Here is a 16,174-nt window from a genome sequence, read left to right as displayed (position 1 = left end):
ACCTGGCAGGATCTATGGACTTACAAAGGAGTGAAAGGGCATGGCAACCAAAACGAAATCGAAATCGCTCGGATCGATGCAGATGACGAAGCAGCTTTACCAGCAGCAGGCTTCCAAGTATCAGCCGAAGCGCAATGTCCTCTTGAACTCGTTGCGGGCGTTTTGGGTCGGGGGAACGATTTGTCTTTTGGGACAGGTTATTCAAAATATGTATATCCATTTTTTCGGTTTTACCGAGAAGACCGCGAGCAATCCGACAGTTGCCACGCTGATCTTTTTGTCTGTGCTGCTGACGGGGCTCGGCGTCTATGACAACATCGGCCAGTACGCCGGGGCGGGCTCTGCCGTTCCGGTAACGGGCTTCGCCAACTCCATCGCGTCGGCCGCTATCGAGCATCGCAGCGAGGGACTGGTTCTCGGAGTGGGCGGCAACATGTTCAAGCTCGCAGGCTCCGTCATTGTGTTCGGGGTGGTGGCGGCCTTTGTTGCGGGCGTTTTAAAAAGCCTGTATCACATGTTCTTTTGACGGGAGGGCTGTCTGTGTCAAGCAATCCACAACAGAAACGCGTGAGCCGCCAGACCTGGCGCTTCGACCAAAACGTCCGCCTGCAAAGCTCGGCGGTCGCAGTAGGGCCGAAGGAAGGCGAAGGGCCACTGGCCTCCTTGTTTGACGTGATTCACGACGACATGTACGCAAGCCAGGATACGTGGGAGAATGCGGAGCGGAAGCTGATGGAGGACGCCGTCTCCACCGCGCTGAAAAAAGCGGGCGTGACGGGCCAGGACGTCGATGTCATTTTGGCAGGCGATCTGCTGAATCAGAACATCACGACCAACTTCACGGCCGAAAAGCTGGAGATTCCGCTGTTGGGGATGTACGGGGCGTGCTCGACCTCGATGCTGACACTGGCTACGGCGACGGCTCTGGTAAACGCAGGCTACGCAGACAGGGCAGTAGCTGCCTGCAGCAGCCATAACGCCACGGCAGAGCGACAGTATCGCTATCCGACCGAATACGGCGGGCAAAAGCCGCCGAGCGCGCAATGGACCGTGACGGGAGCGGGAGCCGGGCTGATTGGAATTGGGGGGACGGGGCCGCGGATTACGTATGCGACGCTGGGAAAAGTGGTGGACATGGGCATTAAAGACCCGTTTGACATGGGCTCAGCCATGGCACCTGCGGCGGTATCGACCTTTTTGACCCATTTTCAGGATACGGGACGAGAGCCGAAAGACTACGATCTGATCGTGACAGGCGATTTGGCGTCTGTCGGCTATCCGATCGTCAAAGAGCTGATGCTCGCAGAAGGCTACGATATGGACGGGGTGTACAACGACTGCGGCCTGATGATCTACACGCCGGATCAGGACGTATTCGCAGGCGGCAGCGGCTGCGCCAGCAGCGCCGTTGTGACCTACAGCTACATTATGGACCAGTTGAACCGCGGCTTGCTGAAAAAAGTGCTGGTATGCGCGACGGGGGCTCTGCTCAGTCCGGTCAGCACGCAGCAAGGCAATTCGATTCCGTGCATCGCCCATGCGGTTGCGCTCGAAGGAGGACAATGATGGAATATGTAATTGCATTTGTCGTCGGAGGGCTTGTCTGCGTCATCGGGCAACTGCTTCTCGATGTCGGCAAGCTCACCCCGGCTCACGTGATGAGTACGTTGGTAGTGTCAGGGGTTGTGCTCGATTTTATCGGCGTGTACGACAAGTTCATTGATTTTGCCGGAGCAGGTGCCACGGTGCCGATTACGAGCTTCGGACATGCGCTGTATCACGGAGCGATCAGCGAAGCGGAGCAAAACGGCCTGATCGGGGTCGCTACCGGCATTTTTGAAGTCACCAGTGCAGGGATATCGGCTGCGATTGCGTTCGGCTTTTTGGCTTCGCTCGTCTTCAAACCGAAAGGCTGACGCAGCAGGGGCAGGGACGGTGAGCAAATGAGGGAGGATCAGCGGCGCAAGGTCATCCTGGTGACAGACGGCGACCATATCGCGCAAAAAGCAGTGGAGAGCGTCGCGAAAGAGCTGGGAGGCAGGTGCATTTCGCTGTCTGCGGGAAATCCGACTCCTGTTTCCGGCAAGCAGGTGGTGGAGCTCATCAAGATGGCGCCCCACGATCCGGTCATCGTCATGTTCGATGACAACGGCGATTTTGGCAAAGGGCGCGGGGAGCGGGCGATTGAATACGTCGCCAGCCACCCGGACATCGAAGTGATTGGCGCGCTCGCAGTCGCCTCTCATACGAACTGGGTACACGGTGTGACGGTTGCCTATTCCGTCGACAACCAGGGGCAGATCGTAGAGGGGGCGGTCGACAAGGACGGATATGCGGATCAAGAGCTGCAGCATCATATTTACGGCGACACCGTCGATATTTTGAACACCTTGAAGCTGCCCAATGTCATCGGCATCGGAGACATCGGGAAAATGGACGGGCGCGACAGCTTGCAAAACGGCTGCCCGATCACCAAAAGGGCGGTGCAATGGATCATGGAAAGGAGCGGTGCCTATGGCGACAGTGACGGAGAAAAGACGCCCCATCTCGGACCGAATTGAGGAAAACAAGGAGTATCTAAACGACAGGCTCGGGGTAGGAAAAAGCTTTGACATCGGCGTCCACGAGTTTTTTGTGGGCAACACGAAGCTGCTTATGTACTACATAAACGGGTTTGTGGAGAGTCAGCTCGTCACGCAAATCATGCGGGAGATCAACGACTTGCGCGGCAGGGACGTCGCGGACAATTTGTTTGATACGCTGTTTTACAAGTTCATTCCGTTTTTTCAGCTCGTCAAAGTCGATACAACAGACGAGTTTATGGACAAGCTGCTGGTCGGGCAGGTCGGGCTGATTATCGACCACTCTCCCCATGCGATCATTATGGATGCGAAAGTGTTGCCCACGCGTACGCCGCAGGAGCCGGACACGGAGCGGATTGTTCGCGGGGCGCACGATGGCTTCACCGAGGCGATCGTGACGAATACGGTGCTGACGCGCAGGCGGATACGCGACGAGCGGTTGCGATTCGAGATCATGCAGATTGGCGAGCGCACCAAAACGGATGTCGCCGTCGCGTACCTGCAAGATGTAGCGAACCCGGATCTGGTGGACGAATTGAAAGAACGGCTGCAAAATATCCAGATCGACGGGATTCCGATGGCGGAGAAGACGATTGAGGAGTTCATCATCGGGAAGACGCTGAATCCGTTTCCGCTGGTCCGCTATACCGAGCGACCCGACGTGGCGGCGGTACACCTTTTGGAAGGACATGTGCTGATTTACGTAGACACATCGCCGAGCGTCATGATTACTCCTGCGACTTATTTTCATCACGTCCAGCACGCAGAGGAATACCGCCAGACTCCTGTCGTGGGAGCGTACTTGCGCTGGGTGCGTTTCTTCGGAATTTTGGTTTCGGTGTTCGTTTTGCCGATCTGGCTGCTTCTGGTAATGCATCCGTCGATGATTCCGGAGCCGCTTCATTTCATCGGCATTAAGGATAAAGGCAACATTCCACTGCTGGCGCAATTTATTATGGCGGAGCTGGGGCTAGATTTGATGAGAATGGCCGCGATTCATACCCCCACACCGCTTTCGGTCGCGATGGGGCTTTTGGCGGCGATTCTCGTGGGGGATGTCGCGATCAAAGTCGGGCTGTTTGCGCCGGAGGTCATTTTGTACCTCGCCGTGGCGGCAATCGGCATGTTTGCGACGCCAAGCTACGAGCTGAGCCTAGCGAATCGGCTGGTGCGCATTTTCCTGATCTTGATGGTCGGCTTCTTCTCGACGCCGGGCCTGATGATCGGCTTCCTCGCTGTCCTGGTCGGCCTGGCTGCGACGCGATCGCTCAACACGCCTTATTTGTGGCCGCTCATTCCTTTTAACTACAAGGCGATGAAGGATGTCGTCGTCCGCCTGGCGGTTCCAAGCAAAAACCGGCGTCCGAGTATCGTTCGCTCCCAAAATTCCTCTCGTCAATAATATTCAGAAAACGGATGTCATCACCCATTGTCAAAAGCACAGGCTTGTAGTAAATTGATGGGGAAGCCTTACGATGCTTGTTATGTATGGCAACTGACGCATTGGGGTCGGTTGCCTTTCTCTATAGGATCTGGGCTGTTAGAATCGGCGGGTTTAGACTGGGAGGAGCCAATTATGTTTTTACACGGGACAAGTCGAGTGAACGAGCAGGGACATCTGGAAATCGGGGGCTGTGATACGACCAGCCTGGCAGCTACGTACGGCACGCCGCTGTACGTATATGACGAGGCACACATTCGCGCAAAGTGCCGCAGCTTTGTAGAGGCGTTCAGGCAAACGGGCTTCTCGTTTCAGGTCGCGTACGCCAGCAAAGCGTTTTGCACGATGGCGATGTGCAAACTGGTAGAGGAAGAAGGGCTTTCTCTCGATGTCGTATCGGGGGGTGAGCTGTACACAGCGCTGCAGGCAGGCTTTCCGGCAGAGCGCATTCACTTCCACGGCAACAACAAGTCGATAGACGAAATCAAGATGGCGCTGGATGCGAAAATCGGCTGTTTTGTGGTAGACAATTTTTATGAGCTTCACGTGCTTGCCGATCTGGCCGAGGAGCGCGGCGAAAAGATTGCGGTTCTCCTGCGCGTGACGCCAGGTGTGGAAGCTCATACGCACGAATACATTTCCACGGGGCAAATCGACTCCAAGTTTGGCTTTGACGTGCAAAACGGTCAGGCGCTGGAAGCGATCCGCTATGCACACGAGAGCAATCATCTGCACTTATTGGGCGTTCATAGCCATATCGGCTCGCAAATTTTTGAAACAGACGGCTTCCTCGTCGCGGTAAGGCGGTTGACAGAGCTTTTGGGCGAAGCAAAAGAACAGTACGGCTTCCTGCCAGAAGTATTGAACGTGGGCGGAGGCTTCGGAATCCGCTATGTGGAGGGCGACACGCCGCAGCCAGCCGAAACGTACATCAAGGCGATTACCGATGTCGTTCGCGAAGAGCTGACTGCGCGTGCAATTCCGCTCCCTGAGCTGTGGATCGAGCCAGGCCGCAGCATCGTGGGCGACGCGGGCACTACTTTGTACCGAATCGGCTCCCAAAAAGAAATTCCGAACGTCCGCAAATACGTCGCGGTGGACGGAGGCATGACGGACAACTTGCGTCCTGCCCTGTACAATGCGCAGTATGAAGCGGCGATTGCCAACAAGATGAACCAGCCTGCCAGCGAAGTCGTTTCGATTGCAGGCAAATGCTGCGAGTCTGGCGACATGCTGATTTGGGACGTGAAGCTGCCGCCAGCGGTTGCGGGCGATATTTTGGCTGTGACCAGCACAGGGGCTTACGGCTATTCCATGTCCAACAACTACAACCGCATCGCTCGTCCGGCTGTTGTGTTCGTGAAGGACGGAGAGGCCGAGCTGGTCGTCAAACGCGAGACGTACGCGGATGTAGTCGGCCACGACCTTTTGCCAAAACGGGCGCAGTTGCAACGCTAAGCGAATCAATAGACCAAACCCTTCCGACCATGCTGCGGAAGGGTTTTTATATTACCTTCACTCCGCATTCACGAAAAATTAAACCTTCCCTGCCATAATGGAGGTGGCGAGGAGGATCCAGCATGCTGTCGACTCTCATCAGACGATTTTGGCGCTTTCCTTATTTTTCCTTAGATAAGCGTCAATGGATGAAGACCGTCATTCGGCAGGAAATTAACAAAGGCCGCAATGTCGTCTTGTTTTACGTAGACATCGTAAAAATGACCGAAGTGCAGCAGCGCTATGGCGATACGAGCGCCAAGCGGGTGCTGCACATTTTTGAAGGCATACTGCCGGCGGTGGCCCGCCAGGCGTTTGAAATCAAGGGGAGGATTTTGGCGATTCAAAAGCTGTGGGGCGACGATTTCGCCATTTACGTTTCGTTTGGCGGGCAAGTGAGCGACGAAGATTGCCGCATGCTCTCCATTCATTTTCAGGAAGTGGCGGAGCGGCAGCTCAATCGCCAGGTCAGCTTCGTCAATCGGGAGGACTTGCGCGTCCATATCGGGTACGCCCCGATTGCAGGTCACGATATCGTGCGCGAGATGTACACCTCTGTCAAACACGCCGTCCACATGGCGAAGTACGGGATCACCTCGGAAAAATATACGCACATGACGCAGTTTCACAAGCTGCTTGCCGAAGAAAATGTACACATGCATTTCATGCCGATCGTTCATCTGCCCGACGGTCACGCCCTGGGCTGGGAGGCGCTGGCTCGCGGCCCGCAAAACAGCCCGTTTGCCACGCCTGCGACGTTGTTCAGCTATGCGGAAGAGACGGATACGGTTTTTCGCCTGGAGCACATTTGCCGCAAACGGGCGCTGGAGCAACTGCGCTACCTGAATCCGAACGAAAAGCTGTTTATCAACCTGGACCCGCGGGCGATTGACGATCCGTTTTTGCTGCGCGGCAAAGTCCAGAGCCTGCTTGCCAACTACGGACTCAACCCGCACAACATCGTCTTCGAAATTACCGAGCGCCAGGCGATCACCAACTATGCCGTTTTTCGCAAAATTATCGAGGAATATCGCAAAAAAGGCTATTTGATCGCGGTAGACGACGCCGGAGCGGGGTATTCCAGCCTGGAATCCATTGCGGAGATTTACCCCGACTTCATCAAGCTGGACATGTCGCTCATCCGCAACATTGATGTCGACCCGATCAAGCAGGCGCTTCTGGAGACGTTCGTGTCGTTTGCCGAGAAGGTCAACTGCAAAATTATTGCGGAAGGCATCGAAACAGAGCGCGAGCTGGAAACGCTGATGGACGTAGGCGTCGTCTACGGCCAAGGCTATTTCTTGGGCAAGCCGGACAAGGGGATGGCGCAAGTGTCTGGCCAGGCGATGAACTTTTTGCGCTACATGCAGGAAAAACGAAGGAACGGCGAGCGCGAGGCGCTGATTGTAACGCCGGACATGACGGAGATTTTGGCGAAGACGATCTGTGTGGAAAAGCACGTCCGCGTCCGCCGGGTGCACGAAATTTTTGAGCAAAACCAGCGAATCGAAAGCGTCGTCGTGCTGGAGGAGGGGCGGCCGATCGGGCTGGTCATGCGCTTTTCCCTCTATCAAATTCTCGGCGGCCAGTACGGGATTGCGCTCTACTACGAGCGGCCTGTTTCGCACATCATGAACACGAATCCGCTCAAAGCCGGCAAAACCGACAGGCTGGACGAGGTAGCCAAGCGGGCCATGGCGCGGGACGCCTACCATCTGTACGACGTCGTCATCATCGTCGGCGAGCAAAATGAATACCTCGGCATCGTGACCGTGCAAAACCTGCTCGACAAGATGGCGTCGATCAAGCTGGAAATGGCCAGCTCCGCCAATCCGCTGACGGGACTTCCCGGAAATGTGCAGATTGAGCGCGAGCTGAACTTGCGAATCAAGCAGCGCGAGGCGCAGATGGTCATCTATTGCGACCTCGATCGGTTCAAATGGTTCAATGACCGCTACGGCTTTGAGGTCGGGGACCAAATTATCGTCCGGACGGCGAATTTGCTGCGTGAAGCGTCCCGGCGGTTCGGGAGCGGAAACGATTTTATCGGCCATATCGGCGGCGACGATTTTATTCTCATCACGTCGGCGCACGGGGTGGATGCGCTCATTGCTTTTCTGATTGATTCGTTTTCGTCGTACTTCGCGGACATTTATGAAAAGTGCCGGATGGGCGATGAGGTGCAACTGTCCATGTCGATGGCCGGAGTGGATCTCGGCCCTGACCTGTACGCGAGCGCGGAAGCAGTGGCGCGGCGGGCGGCAGATGTGAAAAAAACGGCCAAGTCGCATCCCGGCACGGTGTTTGTCCACGACCGCGAATGCGAGCAGCAGACGGGCGTGGAGGTATAAATTGGACGGGGACCTTTGCGCGTGGTAAAATAGGAACGTTAACTTTACAAGGTCTGGAGGCTCATCCATGAAAAAAGCGCACATCACCATGGAAAATGGTAGTCAAATCGAGCTGGAGCTGTTCGATCAGGAAGCTCCGGGAACCGTTGCGAACTTTGAAAAACTGGCAAACGAAGGCTTCTACAACGGTCTTTCGTTCCACCGTGTCATTCCTGGCTTCGTAGCTCAAGGCGGGTGCCCGTATGGAACAGGAACAGGCGGGCCAGGCTACACCATCAAATGTGAAACAAAAGGAAACCCGCACAAGCATCTGCGCGGTGCGCTCTCCATGGCGCATGCAGGCAAAGACACAGGCGGCAGCCAGTTCTTCATCTGCTACGATTCCTTCCCGCACCTCGATGGCGTACATACTGTGTTTGGCCGCGTGACTTCCGGCATGGAGCATGTCGACGCGATCAAGCAAGGCGACAAAATGGCAACCGTAAAAGTCGGAGCCGAATAATCAGCGTTTTGCAGCACCGGCGGGCACAGGCTTGCCGGTGCTTTTTATTGCGCCGCGAATACACTTGTAAGCCTATCCATCTGCTGGTATCCTATAGGGTAGACGATTTTTTGCCGAGCATAGCCGATGGACTTTTCACAAGCTGCGTAAACAAGCTGCCTCGACATAGCATGATATGCTGGCTTGGGGGGAACGGCTTTGCCTTAGAGGCTGTTAAGGGGGAACCAATGGATCTTTTTCACTTTGATTGGAAAACGGTACCGTTTCGCATGATTGCATTCGTTATCGCTTTCAGTTTGCACGAATGGGCGCACGCCTTTGTCGCCTGGAAGTTGGGCGACGATACCGCCAAAAATGAGGGCCGTTTAACGATAAATCCAATCCCGCATATCGATCCGTTCGGTTTGATCCTCATTCTGTTTGGACCGTTCGGCTGGGCCAAGCCTGTGCCGATCAACCCGCTGCATTTTCGCGGGAACAAGCGGTTGGGCATTGTGTACGTGTCAGCGGCGGGGCCACTGATTAACCTGGTGCTGGCGATTCTTTTCTGCGTCATTTACATACTCGTAAGCCTTTTCGGCGTGATGGACGGCATGAGCGACAAAGCGGCGTTTGCGCTGGAGACGACGCTCCGATTCTGTATCATCATCAATATCGGTCTGTTTGTGTTCAACTTGCTGCCGGTTCCACCGCTCGACGGGTACAAGATCGTGCGTTTCCTGTCGCCGAGACGCTGGGATGGCGCTTTTTACAACTTTGAAATTTACGGCCCGTGGCTTTTGCTGCTCTTGATCTTTATCCCGGGGGTTAGCTCCATGATCTTCGGAGTTCCTATGGGCATGATGCTGAACTTTGTGCAACAGATTGCAGCGGGCATCGTGAGCGTGTTCATTTAAAGGAAACGAGGGGACGTCTTTTGGCATACAGCATCAAACTTGATTCCTTTGAAGGGCCCCTTGACCTTTTGCTGCACCTGATCGACAAGGCGGAAGTGGACATCTACGACATCCCGATAGCGGAAATTACCGAGCAATACCTTGCGACGATCGATCAAATGCAAGAGCTGCAATTGGACGTCGCCAGCGAGTTTGTCGTCATGGCGGCGACGCTTCTCTCGATCAAGAGCAAGATGCTGTTGCCAAGAAAAGAGGAGCACGTGTTTCAGCCGTTTCTCGATATGGATGTCGAGGAAGTGGACCCGCGCGAGGAACTGGTGGCGCGGCTGTTGGAGTACAAGCGCTACAAGCTATTGGCCGAGCAGTTGCGCGAGATGGAAATCGGCCGCAACCAGGTGTTTACCCGGCCTGCGGAAAGTCTGGCGCCGTACGTGCGCGAGGAAGATCACACGGTCAAAAACGTGACCTTGTACGATCTGATTAACGCTCTGGAAAAGCTGGTGCAAAAAGCAAAAGACAAGGAGCCGATGACAAAGGTTTCCCGTGACGAAATCTCGATCAAGGACAGGATGACGCAAATTCGCCAGCTAGTGCGTGTCGGCGGCGGAATGGTGCGCTTTTCCCAGCTTTTTTCCAAAGGGGCGACCCGTTCGGAAATCGTGACGACATTTCTCGCTTTGCTGGAGTTGATGAAGGCAAAGCACATTACATGTATTCAAAATCAACTGTTTCAGGACATCATGATATGTGATGCGGAAGGAGCCCAAAACGATGGACTATGACAAGCTGAAAGGCGTGATCGAAGGCTTGCTGTTCATCTCGGGGGATGAAGGCATTGATGCCAAGGAGATCAGTGAAATCGTCGAGGTGTCGGAAGAAGAGGTCGTTGATTTGATCGAGGACATGAAAGCGGACTTTCGCCGGGCAGGGCGCGGCGTGCAAATCGTGGAAGTGGCCAAGGCGTATCAATTGACCACCTTGCCCGAGCATGTTCCGTATTTCGAACGACTGGCAACCTCGCCGGGACAGTCGACGCTGTCCCAGGCCGCATTGGAGACGCTCGCCATCATTGCCTACAAGCAGCCTTTGACGCGCTCGGAAATCGAAGAAATCCGCGGCGTGAAGTGCGAAAAGGCACTTAATACGCTTTTGTCGAAACAGCTCATTCGCGAAGCGGGCAGAGCCGAGGGGATCGGACGCCCGATTTTGTACGCCACGACCAAAGAGTTTCTCGAGCATTTTGGCCTGCGCGAAATTTCCGATCTGCCGGAGCCGCCCGTCAATCTGGATATCGAGGAAATCCGCATGGAAGCATCCGCGCTATTTGGCAAGCAGGAAGAAAAGACAAACGATTAGTCAGTTCGGACAGTTTTTCGTACTACCTCCCGACTCGTCCCCATATATATGTACAAACCTGTGTATCGTTGTACTTTTGGGATGGGGAGGACGTTTATGAACGTGCGAAAACTTCTGTCCGGCGGACTCGTCGTTTTTCTTTTTATACAGCTCCTATTGGCTCCGGTATCAATCGCAGAAGCCCAAGCGCCGCCGAGCCTGTCTGCCGAGGGGGCGGCCCTGATTGACGTTGCCAGCGGGCGGATTCTCTACTCGAAAAACGGCACGAAAAAAATGCGGATCGCCAGCCTGACGAAGACGATGACGGCGATTGTCGCGATTGAGACCGGGAAGCTGGACGATGTGGTGACCGTACCACCGGAAGCGGTAGGCGTAGAAGGCTCGTCCATCTACCTGAAGCGCTCCGAGAAGCTGACGCTGGAAGAGCTGCTCTACGGTCTGATGCTGCGCTCCGGAAACGACGCTGCCGTCACGATTGCCACCCATATCGGCGGCTCTGTCCCCGGCTTTACGTATTTGATGAATGAAAAAGCCGCCTTGATCGGGATGGAGCATACGAATTTTACCAATCCGCACGGGCTCGATGACAGCAACCAGCATTACTCCACGCCGGAAGATATGGCGAAGCTGTCCGCCTATGCGTTGCGCAATCCCGTCTTTCGCCAGATCGTGTCCACCAAAGTCAAGGATATCTCCTGGGAAGGGGAAGAGTGGGACAGACGGCTTTTGAACAAAAACAAGATGCTGCACCTGTACAACGGAGCGGACGGCGTCAAAACAGGCTATACGAAGCTGGCGAAGCGTTGCCTCGCAGCATCGGCCACGCGCGACGGGCGACAGTTGGCGACGATTACGTTGAACGCTTCGGATGACTGGAACGATTCGGCGAAGCTGTTGGACTACGGATTTGCCCAGTTCCCGCTGAAGCAACTGGTCGGGGAAGGGCAGGACGTCCAGCCGGAGATGCCGCTCACGATGGAAGCAGGGACCCATCTGGTGACACAAAACGCGTTTCGCTATCCGCTCCAGACTGCGGAGGAGGCGGGGATTAAGCAGCGCGTGGTAGTGGGCCAATCGACGATTACCCCGAAGATGGATGGGCAGCTTGTCGGCTTTTTGCAGCTTTATTTGAAGGAACAGATGATCGGGCAGGTTCCGCTGCTCGTTCGCGCGGACGCCCCGACGAGCAGCCAGCCGCTGACGGGCGCGCATGCGTTTTGGAAGCAACTCTGGGACATCGTGGCAGGGGGGCTGTGGAGTGCTTAATGTCATATGGCTCGGACTGATTGTCATTAGCATCGTGGTGGCAGCCGTCACCGGGCGGATGGAAGCGGTCAACGCCGCTGCCTTTGAAGGAGCAAAAACGGGCGTCACGGTATGCTTTGGCCTGCTGAGCGTGCTTGCCTTCTGGATGGGCATCATGAAAGTCGCAGAAAAATCAGGGCTGCTCGCGCTGTTGTCTAAAGTCTTGGCGCCGATCATCCAACTGCTGTTTCCCGACGTGCCAAAAGGGCACCCTGCCATGGGCTATATTTTGTCGAACATGAGCGCCAACCTGCTCGGACTTGGCAACGCGGCGACGCCGATGGGACTGAAAGCCATGGAAGAGCTGCAAAAGCTCAACCCGGATAAGCAGCACGCCTCCCCGGCGATGTGCACGCTACTTGCGATCAACACCGCGAGCATCACGATCATCCCTACCACGATGATTGCCATCCGGATGCAGTACGGCTCGGTCAATCCGGTGGAGATAGTCGGCACGACGCTTGTCTCTTCCTTTGCCGCAACGATCGTGGCGCTTTTCATCGACCGCTGGTATCGCTATCGTCACTTACGACGTCACAGTTAGGGGGAAACCGTATGTACCAATGGGTGTCCCTGCTCTCGCTATGGGCGATTCCCGTTACGATCGCGTTTGTCCTTTTATACGGGTGGAAGAGAGAGGTCCCGGTTTACGAAACATTCGTCGAAGGGGCAAAAGGGGGGCTGACCACGACCATTCGCATCTTGCCCCATTTGATCGCGATGATGGTCGCAGTCAGCATGTTCCGCGAGTCGGGGGCGCTGGACTTGCTCTTGCGGGGAATCAAGCCTGTGCTCGACATGCTGCATTTTCCCGAGGAACTCGTGCCGCTCGCCCTGCTGCGTCCGCTGACCGGGACGGGCTCGCTTGCGATTGCGACCGATCTGATCGCCCAGTACGGGCCGGATTCGTTTTTCGGCCGGTTGGCTGCCACGATGCAAGGCAGCACGGACACGACGCTGTATGTCTTGACCGTCTACTTCGGCGCTGTCGGGATTCGCAATTCGAGCTACGCGCTGAAAGTAGGTTTGTGGTCTGACCTGGCAGGGGTCATTTTTTCCTTGCTGATCGTCTCGTATGTGTTCTCCTGAATCGAAAACAGACATGTCGGATGAGAAAACTTCCTCGAACGCCGGGGAAGTTTTTCCCTTTTTCTTGTCCACACTGGTAAGAATGGGTATGATGTTGTAGAGGTGATCCAACAATGGAACGTTTGCAAAAGGTATTGGCGCATGCTGGAGTCGCCTCTCGCCGGCATTGTGAGGAACTGATCGCACAAGGACACGTGCAGGTGAATGGACAGGTCGTTCGCGAGCAAGGGATGAAGGTCGATCCAGCGACTGACCGGATTACGGTAAAAGGCCGGGAAATCGCGCTGGAAGAGCACGTCTACTATTTGCTGTACAAGCCGACAGGCGTCATCACGAGCGTCACCGACCCCCGCGGACGGCGGGTAGTGACCGACTTGCTGACAGGAGTAAAAGAGCGCGTCTATCCGGTAGGACGTCTCGACTATGATACGTCAGGCTTGCTGCTCCTGACGAACGACGGCGATCTCGCCAACAAGCTTGCCCATCCGAGCTATGAAATCGACAAGGTGTACCGCGCCTGGGTAAAAGGCGTGCCAAGCCAGGAAAAGCTGAAAAAGCTCGCGACCGGGATTCGCCTGGAGGACGGCATGACTTCGCCGGGGGCATCCAGACTGGTGAAGGCAGAGTCAGGCAATGCGAAGGCGCTTATCGAGCTGACCATCCACGAAGGACGGAATCGGCAAGTCCGGCGGATGTGCGACGCGATTGGCCATCCCGTTTTGACGCTGGAGCGCATTCGCCTCGGCTTTTTGACGCTGGAAGGCTTGCGGCCAGGCCAGTATCGTCCGCTGTCGCGGCAGGAAGTAGACAAGCTCAGGCAGGGACTGATTCAAAACAGGCGGAGCCGAGGGGCAAAACTGTGATTCGTTCAAAATCTGTTCATAAGTTATGCGCTGGCGGAAAATCTAGGAACGCTATAATAGAATGGATAATGCCTGCAATTTATTTGTAGTAGATGGGAGTATGGGCAACATGAACAAAAGCAATCGTACATATGTCAGGATCGCGGTATTGGGTCTGCTGCTTGTCGCCCTGGTTTTTGCACTCTACTCCAGCTTCGTGAAGGACCCGAATGCGGTAAAAGTAGGGAGAGACGCTCCGAATTTCAGCCTGGAGCAGCTCAATGGACCAGAATTGGCCCTTGACGATTTGAAAGGGAAGGGCGTCGTGCTCAACTTTTGGGGGACGTGGTGTGAGCCCTGTAAAAAGGAAATGCCCGCCTTGCAGGAACAATACAGCAAGTTCAAGGACAAAGGACTGGTTGTACTCGGCGTGAACATCGGCGAGTCGCCGGTTGCCGTAGAGCCATTTGTGAAGCAGTTCGGCGTCGAGTTTCCGATTTTGCTGGACCGCCAGTCGCAAATTACGAAGCTGTACCGGATCGGTCCGATTCCGACGACCTTTTTCATCGCGCCTGATGGAGAAGTGAAGGAAATTTTTATCGGACAACTAAATGAAGCGATGATTGCGGACAAACTGTCCAAAATTTTGCCGTAAGCGAGGAGCAATATGGATCAGCGAAAATGTGAATGTGGACATACGAATCCCGTCGGAACGCTGCTCTGTGAATCGTGCGGGAAGCCGTTGAATGTGGAAGTGTTCGAGCAGATACAGTTTCCCGACATGCGCTACGAAGGGATGGCACGGCGTTCCCAGACGTACACGAAAAAGTGGATCGACCGAATCTGGAATACTTTTTCCTCGGTCAAAATTGCAATCGGTATCATTATCGTTATTCTGGTTGCCTCTGCCGTCGGAACGGTGTTTCCGCAGCAACAATACATACCTGTTCCGGTGCCGACAGAAGCCGATGTGGCGCGCTTCTATACCGATACGTACGGGACGCTCGGAACCGTTTACTACGGGCTGGGCTTTCACAATCTGTACTCCTCCTGGTGGTTCGTGACGCTGCTCGTGCTCTTGGGAACTTCGCTGGTCATCTGTAGTCTCGACCGGGTCGTTCCGCTCTACAAGGCGCTCAGCAAGCCGCGGCTCAATCAGCACAAGTCGTTTTTGAAGGGGCAGAAGCTGTTTGGCGAAGGAGAGCTTGCGCCGGAAGCAGATCAGGCGGAGCTTCTGGAGCGCTCGGCCGCCGTCCTGAAGAAAAAAGGCTACCGGATTTTCCGGGCAGAGCGGGCGATCATGGCCGAAAAAGGCCGCTTTAGCCGCTGGGGCCCATACATCAACCACATCGGTTTGATCCTGTTTCTGATCGGTGTGCTCATGCGCAATATCCCTGGCTTCTACTTGGACGAGTTCGTCTGGGTGCGCGAGGGACAAACCGTTGCGATCCCGGAGACGCCCTACTACATAAAAAGCGAGAACTACCAGACGACGTACTGGTCGGAGGAAGAAATGCCGGAGAAGCTGGAGTTGAACGGGGGCGTAATCCCGAAAAGCTTCCAGACCGATGCCGTCCTGTACTTGAACAAAAACGCGGACGTACCGGGCAAGAAACCCGATCTGGTCGAAGTGCAAAAAGGCCCGATTATCGTCAACCACCCGATGATCGAAGGAGATATTGCGATTTATCAGTCAGGGGTACAGGAGATGCAGCTCGGCGCTCTCAACTTTGTGCTGGTCGACGTGAAAAACGGAGACAAGGAGCTGGGGGCGTTCAAGGTCGATCTGTACAATCCGGCAGTAGAGCAAGAAGTCGCCGCCGGAATCAAGGTGCGAGTCCTGGATTACTTCCCGGATTTCATCATGGGCAGCGACGGCAAGCCTGCTACGAAAACGAACCTGCCGAAAAATCCGATGGTCGCGCTGGAGATTGTGGATGAAGCTACACAGCAAAGCGAGAAGCTGGTCTATTTGCAAGGCTCGGTTTTGACGCAAAAATCGGATGCCCGCTTCGGCCTGACCTTCCACAAGCCTGATCTGATCGACATCTCCGGCTTGAACGTGCGGATCGACAAGGCCGTGCCGCTCATTTACTTCGGGGCGTTTATCTTTATGATCGGTGTCGCGATGGGCTTCTTCTGGCAGCATCGCCGCATCTGGGTGCAGACACAGGATGGAACGATTTTGCTGGCAGCGCATACGAACAAAAACTGGTTCGGGCTTCGCAGGGAAGTGGACGGTTTGGTTGAGCAGTTGCAGCTCCCTGTAACCATGGAAGAAAAAACGAAGGCGTAAAAGCTCCAAGGGGGTAC

At 55.1% G+C, this 16,174-nt stretch carries 17 protein-coding genes; all 17 read left to right on the top strand.

The genetic code is table 11. The features are described from left to right. Positions 1-40 precede the first annotated feature (40 nt). The 17 genes from spoVAC (at position 41) to resB (ending at position 16,157) form a co-directional block, all read left to right on the top strand. Positions 41-526, top strand: coding sequence for a stage V sporulation protein AC (gene spoVAC, locus M655_RS15925; protein WP_005836019.1), 486 nt, complete (start codon positions 41-43; stop codon positions 524-526). A 14-nt stretch (positions 527-540) separates the two neighbouring features. Beyond that, positions 541-1,566, top strand: coding sequence for a stage V sporulation protein AD (gene spoVAD / locus M655_RS15920; protein ID WP_005836018.1), 1,026 nt, complete (start codon positions 541-543; stop codon positions 1,564-1,566). Then, positions 1,566-1,916, top strand: a complete 351-nt coding sequence (gene spoVAE, locus M655_RS15915; protein WP_005836016.1) for a stage V sporulation protein AE — start codon at positions 1,566-1,568, stop codon at positions 1,914-1,916. Before spoVAD ends, spoVAE begins: the two co-directional genes overlap by 1 nt. Positions 1,917-1,943: 27 nt before the next feature. Continuing rightward, a complete protein-coding gene (gene spoVAEA / locus M655_RS15910) occupies positions 1,944-2,561 on the top strand; it encodes a stage V sporulation protein SpoVABEA (RefSeq protein WP_005836014.1) in 618 nt (205 codons plus the stop codon). Next, positions 2,515-3,984, top strand: coding sequence for a spore germination protein (locus M655_RS15905; protein ID WP_005836013.1), 1,470 nt, complete (start codon positions 2,515-2,517; stop codon positions 3,982-3,984). The genes spoVAEA and M655_RS15905 overlap by 47 nt, the downstream gene beginning before the upstream one ends. A 174-nt stretch (positions 3,985-4,158) precedes the next feature. After that, on the top strand, positions 4,159-5,481 hold the full coding sequence (gene lysA / locus M655_RS15900) for a diaminopimelate decarboxylase (RefSeq protein WP_005836011.1): 1,323 nt from the start codon (positions 4,159-4,161) through the stop codon (positions 5,479-5,481). 122 nt (positions 5,482-5,603) lie between these two features. After that, a complete protein-coding gene (locus M655_RS15895) occupies positions 5,604-7,871 on the top strand; it encodes a bifunctional diguanylate cyclase/phosphodiesterase (protein ID WP_026557078.1) in 2,268 nt (755 codons plus the stop codon). A 67-nt stretch (positions 7,872-7,938) separates the two neighbouring features. Next, positions 7,939-8,373: a peptidylprolyl isomerase gene (locus M655_RS15890; RefSeq protein ID WP_005836006.1), complete on the top strand. Its 435-nt coding sequence runs from the start codon at positions 7,939-7,941 to the stop codon at positions 8,371-8,373. 227 nt (positions 8,374-8,600) lie between these two features. Further along, positions 8,601-9,269, top strand: coding sequence for a site-2 protease family protein (locus M655_RS15885; RefSeq protein WP_005836004.1), 669 nt, complete (start codon positions 8,601-8,603; stop codon positions 9,267-9,269). A gap of 20 nt (positions 9,270-9,289) precedes the next feature. Further along, positions 9,290-10,051 carry a segregation and condensation protein A gene (locus M655_RS15880; protein WP_005836001.1) on the top strand — a complete coding sequence of 254 codons (762 nt, stop codon included), beginning with the start codon at positions 9,290-9,292 and terminating at the stop codon, positions 10,049-10,051. Beyond that, positions 10,041-10,625 (top strand): SMC-Scp complex subunit ScpB, encoded by a 585-nt coding sequence (scpB, locus tag M655_RS15875; protein WP_005835999.1) that lies wholly within the window; start codon positions 10,041-10,043, stop codon positions 10,623-10,625. The genes M655_RS15880 and scpB overlap by 11 nt, the downstream gene beginning before the upstream one ends. Before the next feature lie 96 nt (positions 10,626-10,721). Next, positions 10,722-11,891, top strand: a complete 1,170-nt coding sequence (locus tag M655_RS15870; protein WP_025843774.1) for a D-alanyl-D-alanine carboxypeptidase family protein — start codon at positions 10,722-10,724, stop codon at positions 11,889-11,891. Continuing rightward, positions 11,884-12,474 (top strand): nucleoside recognition domain-containing protein, encoded by a 591-nt coding sequence (locus tag M655_RS15865; RefSeq protein ID WP_005835995.1) that lies wholly within the window; start codon positions 11,884-11,886, stop codon positions 12,472-12,474. The genes M655_RS15870 and M655_RS15865 overlap by 8 nt, the downstream gene beginning before the upstream one ends. A gap of 11 nt (positions 12,475-12,485) precedes the next feature. Next, a complete protein-coding gene (locus M655_RS15860; protein WP_005835993.1) occupies positions 12,486-13,019 on the top strand; it encodes a spore maturation protein in 534 nt (177 codons plus the stop codon). Positions 13,020-13,132: 113 nt separating this feature from the next. After that, positions 13,133-13,882 carry a pseudouridine synthase gene (locus M655_RS15855; RefSeq protein WP_026557079.1) on the top strand — a complete coding sequence of 250 codons (750 nt, stop codon included), beginning with the start codon at positions 13,133-13,135 and terminating at the stop codon, positions 13,880-13,882. 109 nt (positions 13,883-13,991) lie between these two features. Further along, entirely contained in the window at positions 13,992-14,516 is a 525-nt protein-coding gene (resA, locus tag M655_RS15850) for a thiol-disulfide oxidoreductase ResA (RefSeq protein WP_005835990.1), read from the top strand. Between the two features lie 12 nt (positions 14,517-14,528). Continuing rightward, a complete protein-coding gene (gene resB / locus M655_RS15845) occupies positions 14,529-16,157 on the top strand; it encodes a cytochrome c biogenesis protein ResB (RefSeq protein ID WP_026557080.1) in 1,629 nt (542 codons plus the stop codon). Positions 16,158-16,174 lie beyond the last annotated feature (17 nt).

Source organism: Brevibacillus sp. NSP2.1 (genome assembly GCF_000470975.2).
Classification (GTDB): domain Bacteria; phylum Bacillota; class Bacilli; order Brevibacillales; family Brevibacillaceae; genus Brevibacillus; species Brevibacillus agri.
Note: the sequence above shows the minus strand (reverse complement) of the source record. Positions and strands in the feature narration are given on the sequence as shown.

Coding starts and splice junctions, on each gene's coding strand:
- lysA (WP_005836011.1), top strand. CDS start 4,159: ATGTTTTTACACGGGACAAGTCGAGTGAACGAGCAGGGACATCTGGAA.
- M655_RS15885 (WP_005836004.1), top strand. CDS start 8,601: ATGGATCTTTTTCACTTTGATTGGAAAACGGTACCGTTTCGCATGATT.
- M655_RS15870 (WP_025843774.1), top strand. CDS start 10,722: ATGAACGTGCGAAAACTTCTGTCCGGCGGACTCGTCGTTTTTCTTTTT.
- M655_RS15860 (WP_005835993.1), top strand. CDS start 12,486: ATGTACCAATGGGTGTCCCTGCTCTCGCTATGGGCGATTCCCGTTACG.
- resB (WP_026557080.1), top strand. CDS start 14,529: ATGGATCAGCGAAAATGTGAATGTGGACATACGAATCCCGTCGGAACG.
- M655_RS15890 (WP_005836006.1), top strand. CDS start 7,939: ATGAAAAAAGCGCACATCACCATGGAAAATGGTAGTCAAATCGAGCTG.
- resA (WP_005835990.1), top strand. CDS start 13,992: ATGAACAAAAGCAATCGTACATATGTCAGGATCGCGGTATTGGGTCTG.
- spoVAEA (WP_005836014.1), top strand. CDS start 1,944: ATGAGGGAGGATCAGCGGCGCAAGGTCATCCTGGTGACAGACGGCGAC.
- M655_RS15895 (WP_026557078.1), top strand. CDS start 5,604: ATGCTGTCGACTCTCATCAGACGATTTTGGCGCTTTCCTTATTTTTCC.
- spoVAC (WP_005836019.1), top strand. CDS start 41: ATGGCAACCAAAACGAAATCGAAATCGCTCGGATCGATGCAGATGACG.
- M655_RS15855 (WP_026557079.1), top strand. CDS start 13,133: ATGGAACGTTTGCAAAAGGTATTGGCGCATGCTGGAGTCGCCTCTCGC.
- spoVAE (WP_005836016.1), top strand. CDS start 1,566: ATGGAATATGTAATTGCATTTGTCGTCGGAGGGCTTGTCTGCGTCATC.
- scpB (WP_005835999.1), top strand. CDS start 10,041: ATGGACTATGACAAGCTGAAAGGCGTGATCGAAGGCTTGCTGTTCATC.
- M655_RS15905 (WP_005836013.1), top strand. CDS start 2,515: ATGGCGACAGTGACGGAGAAAAGACGCCCCATCTCGGACCGAATTGAG.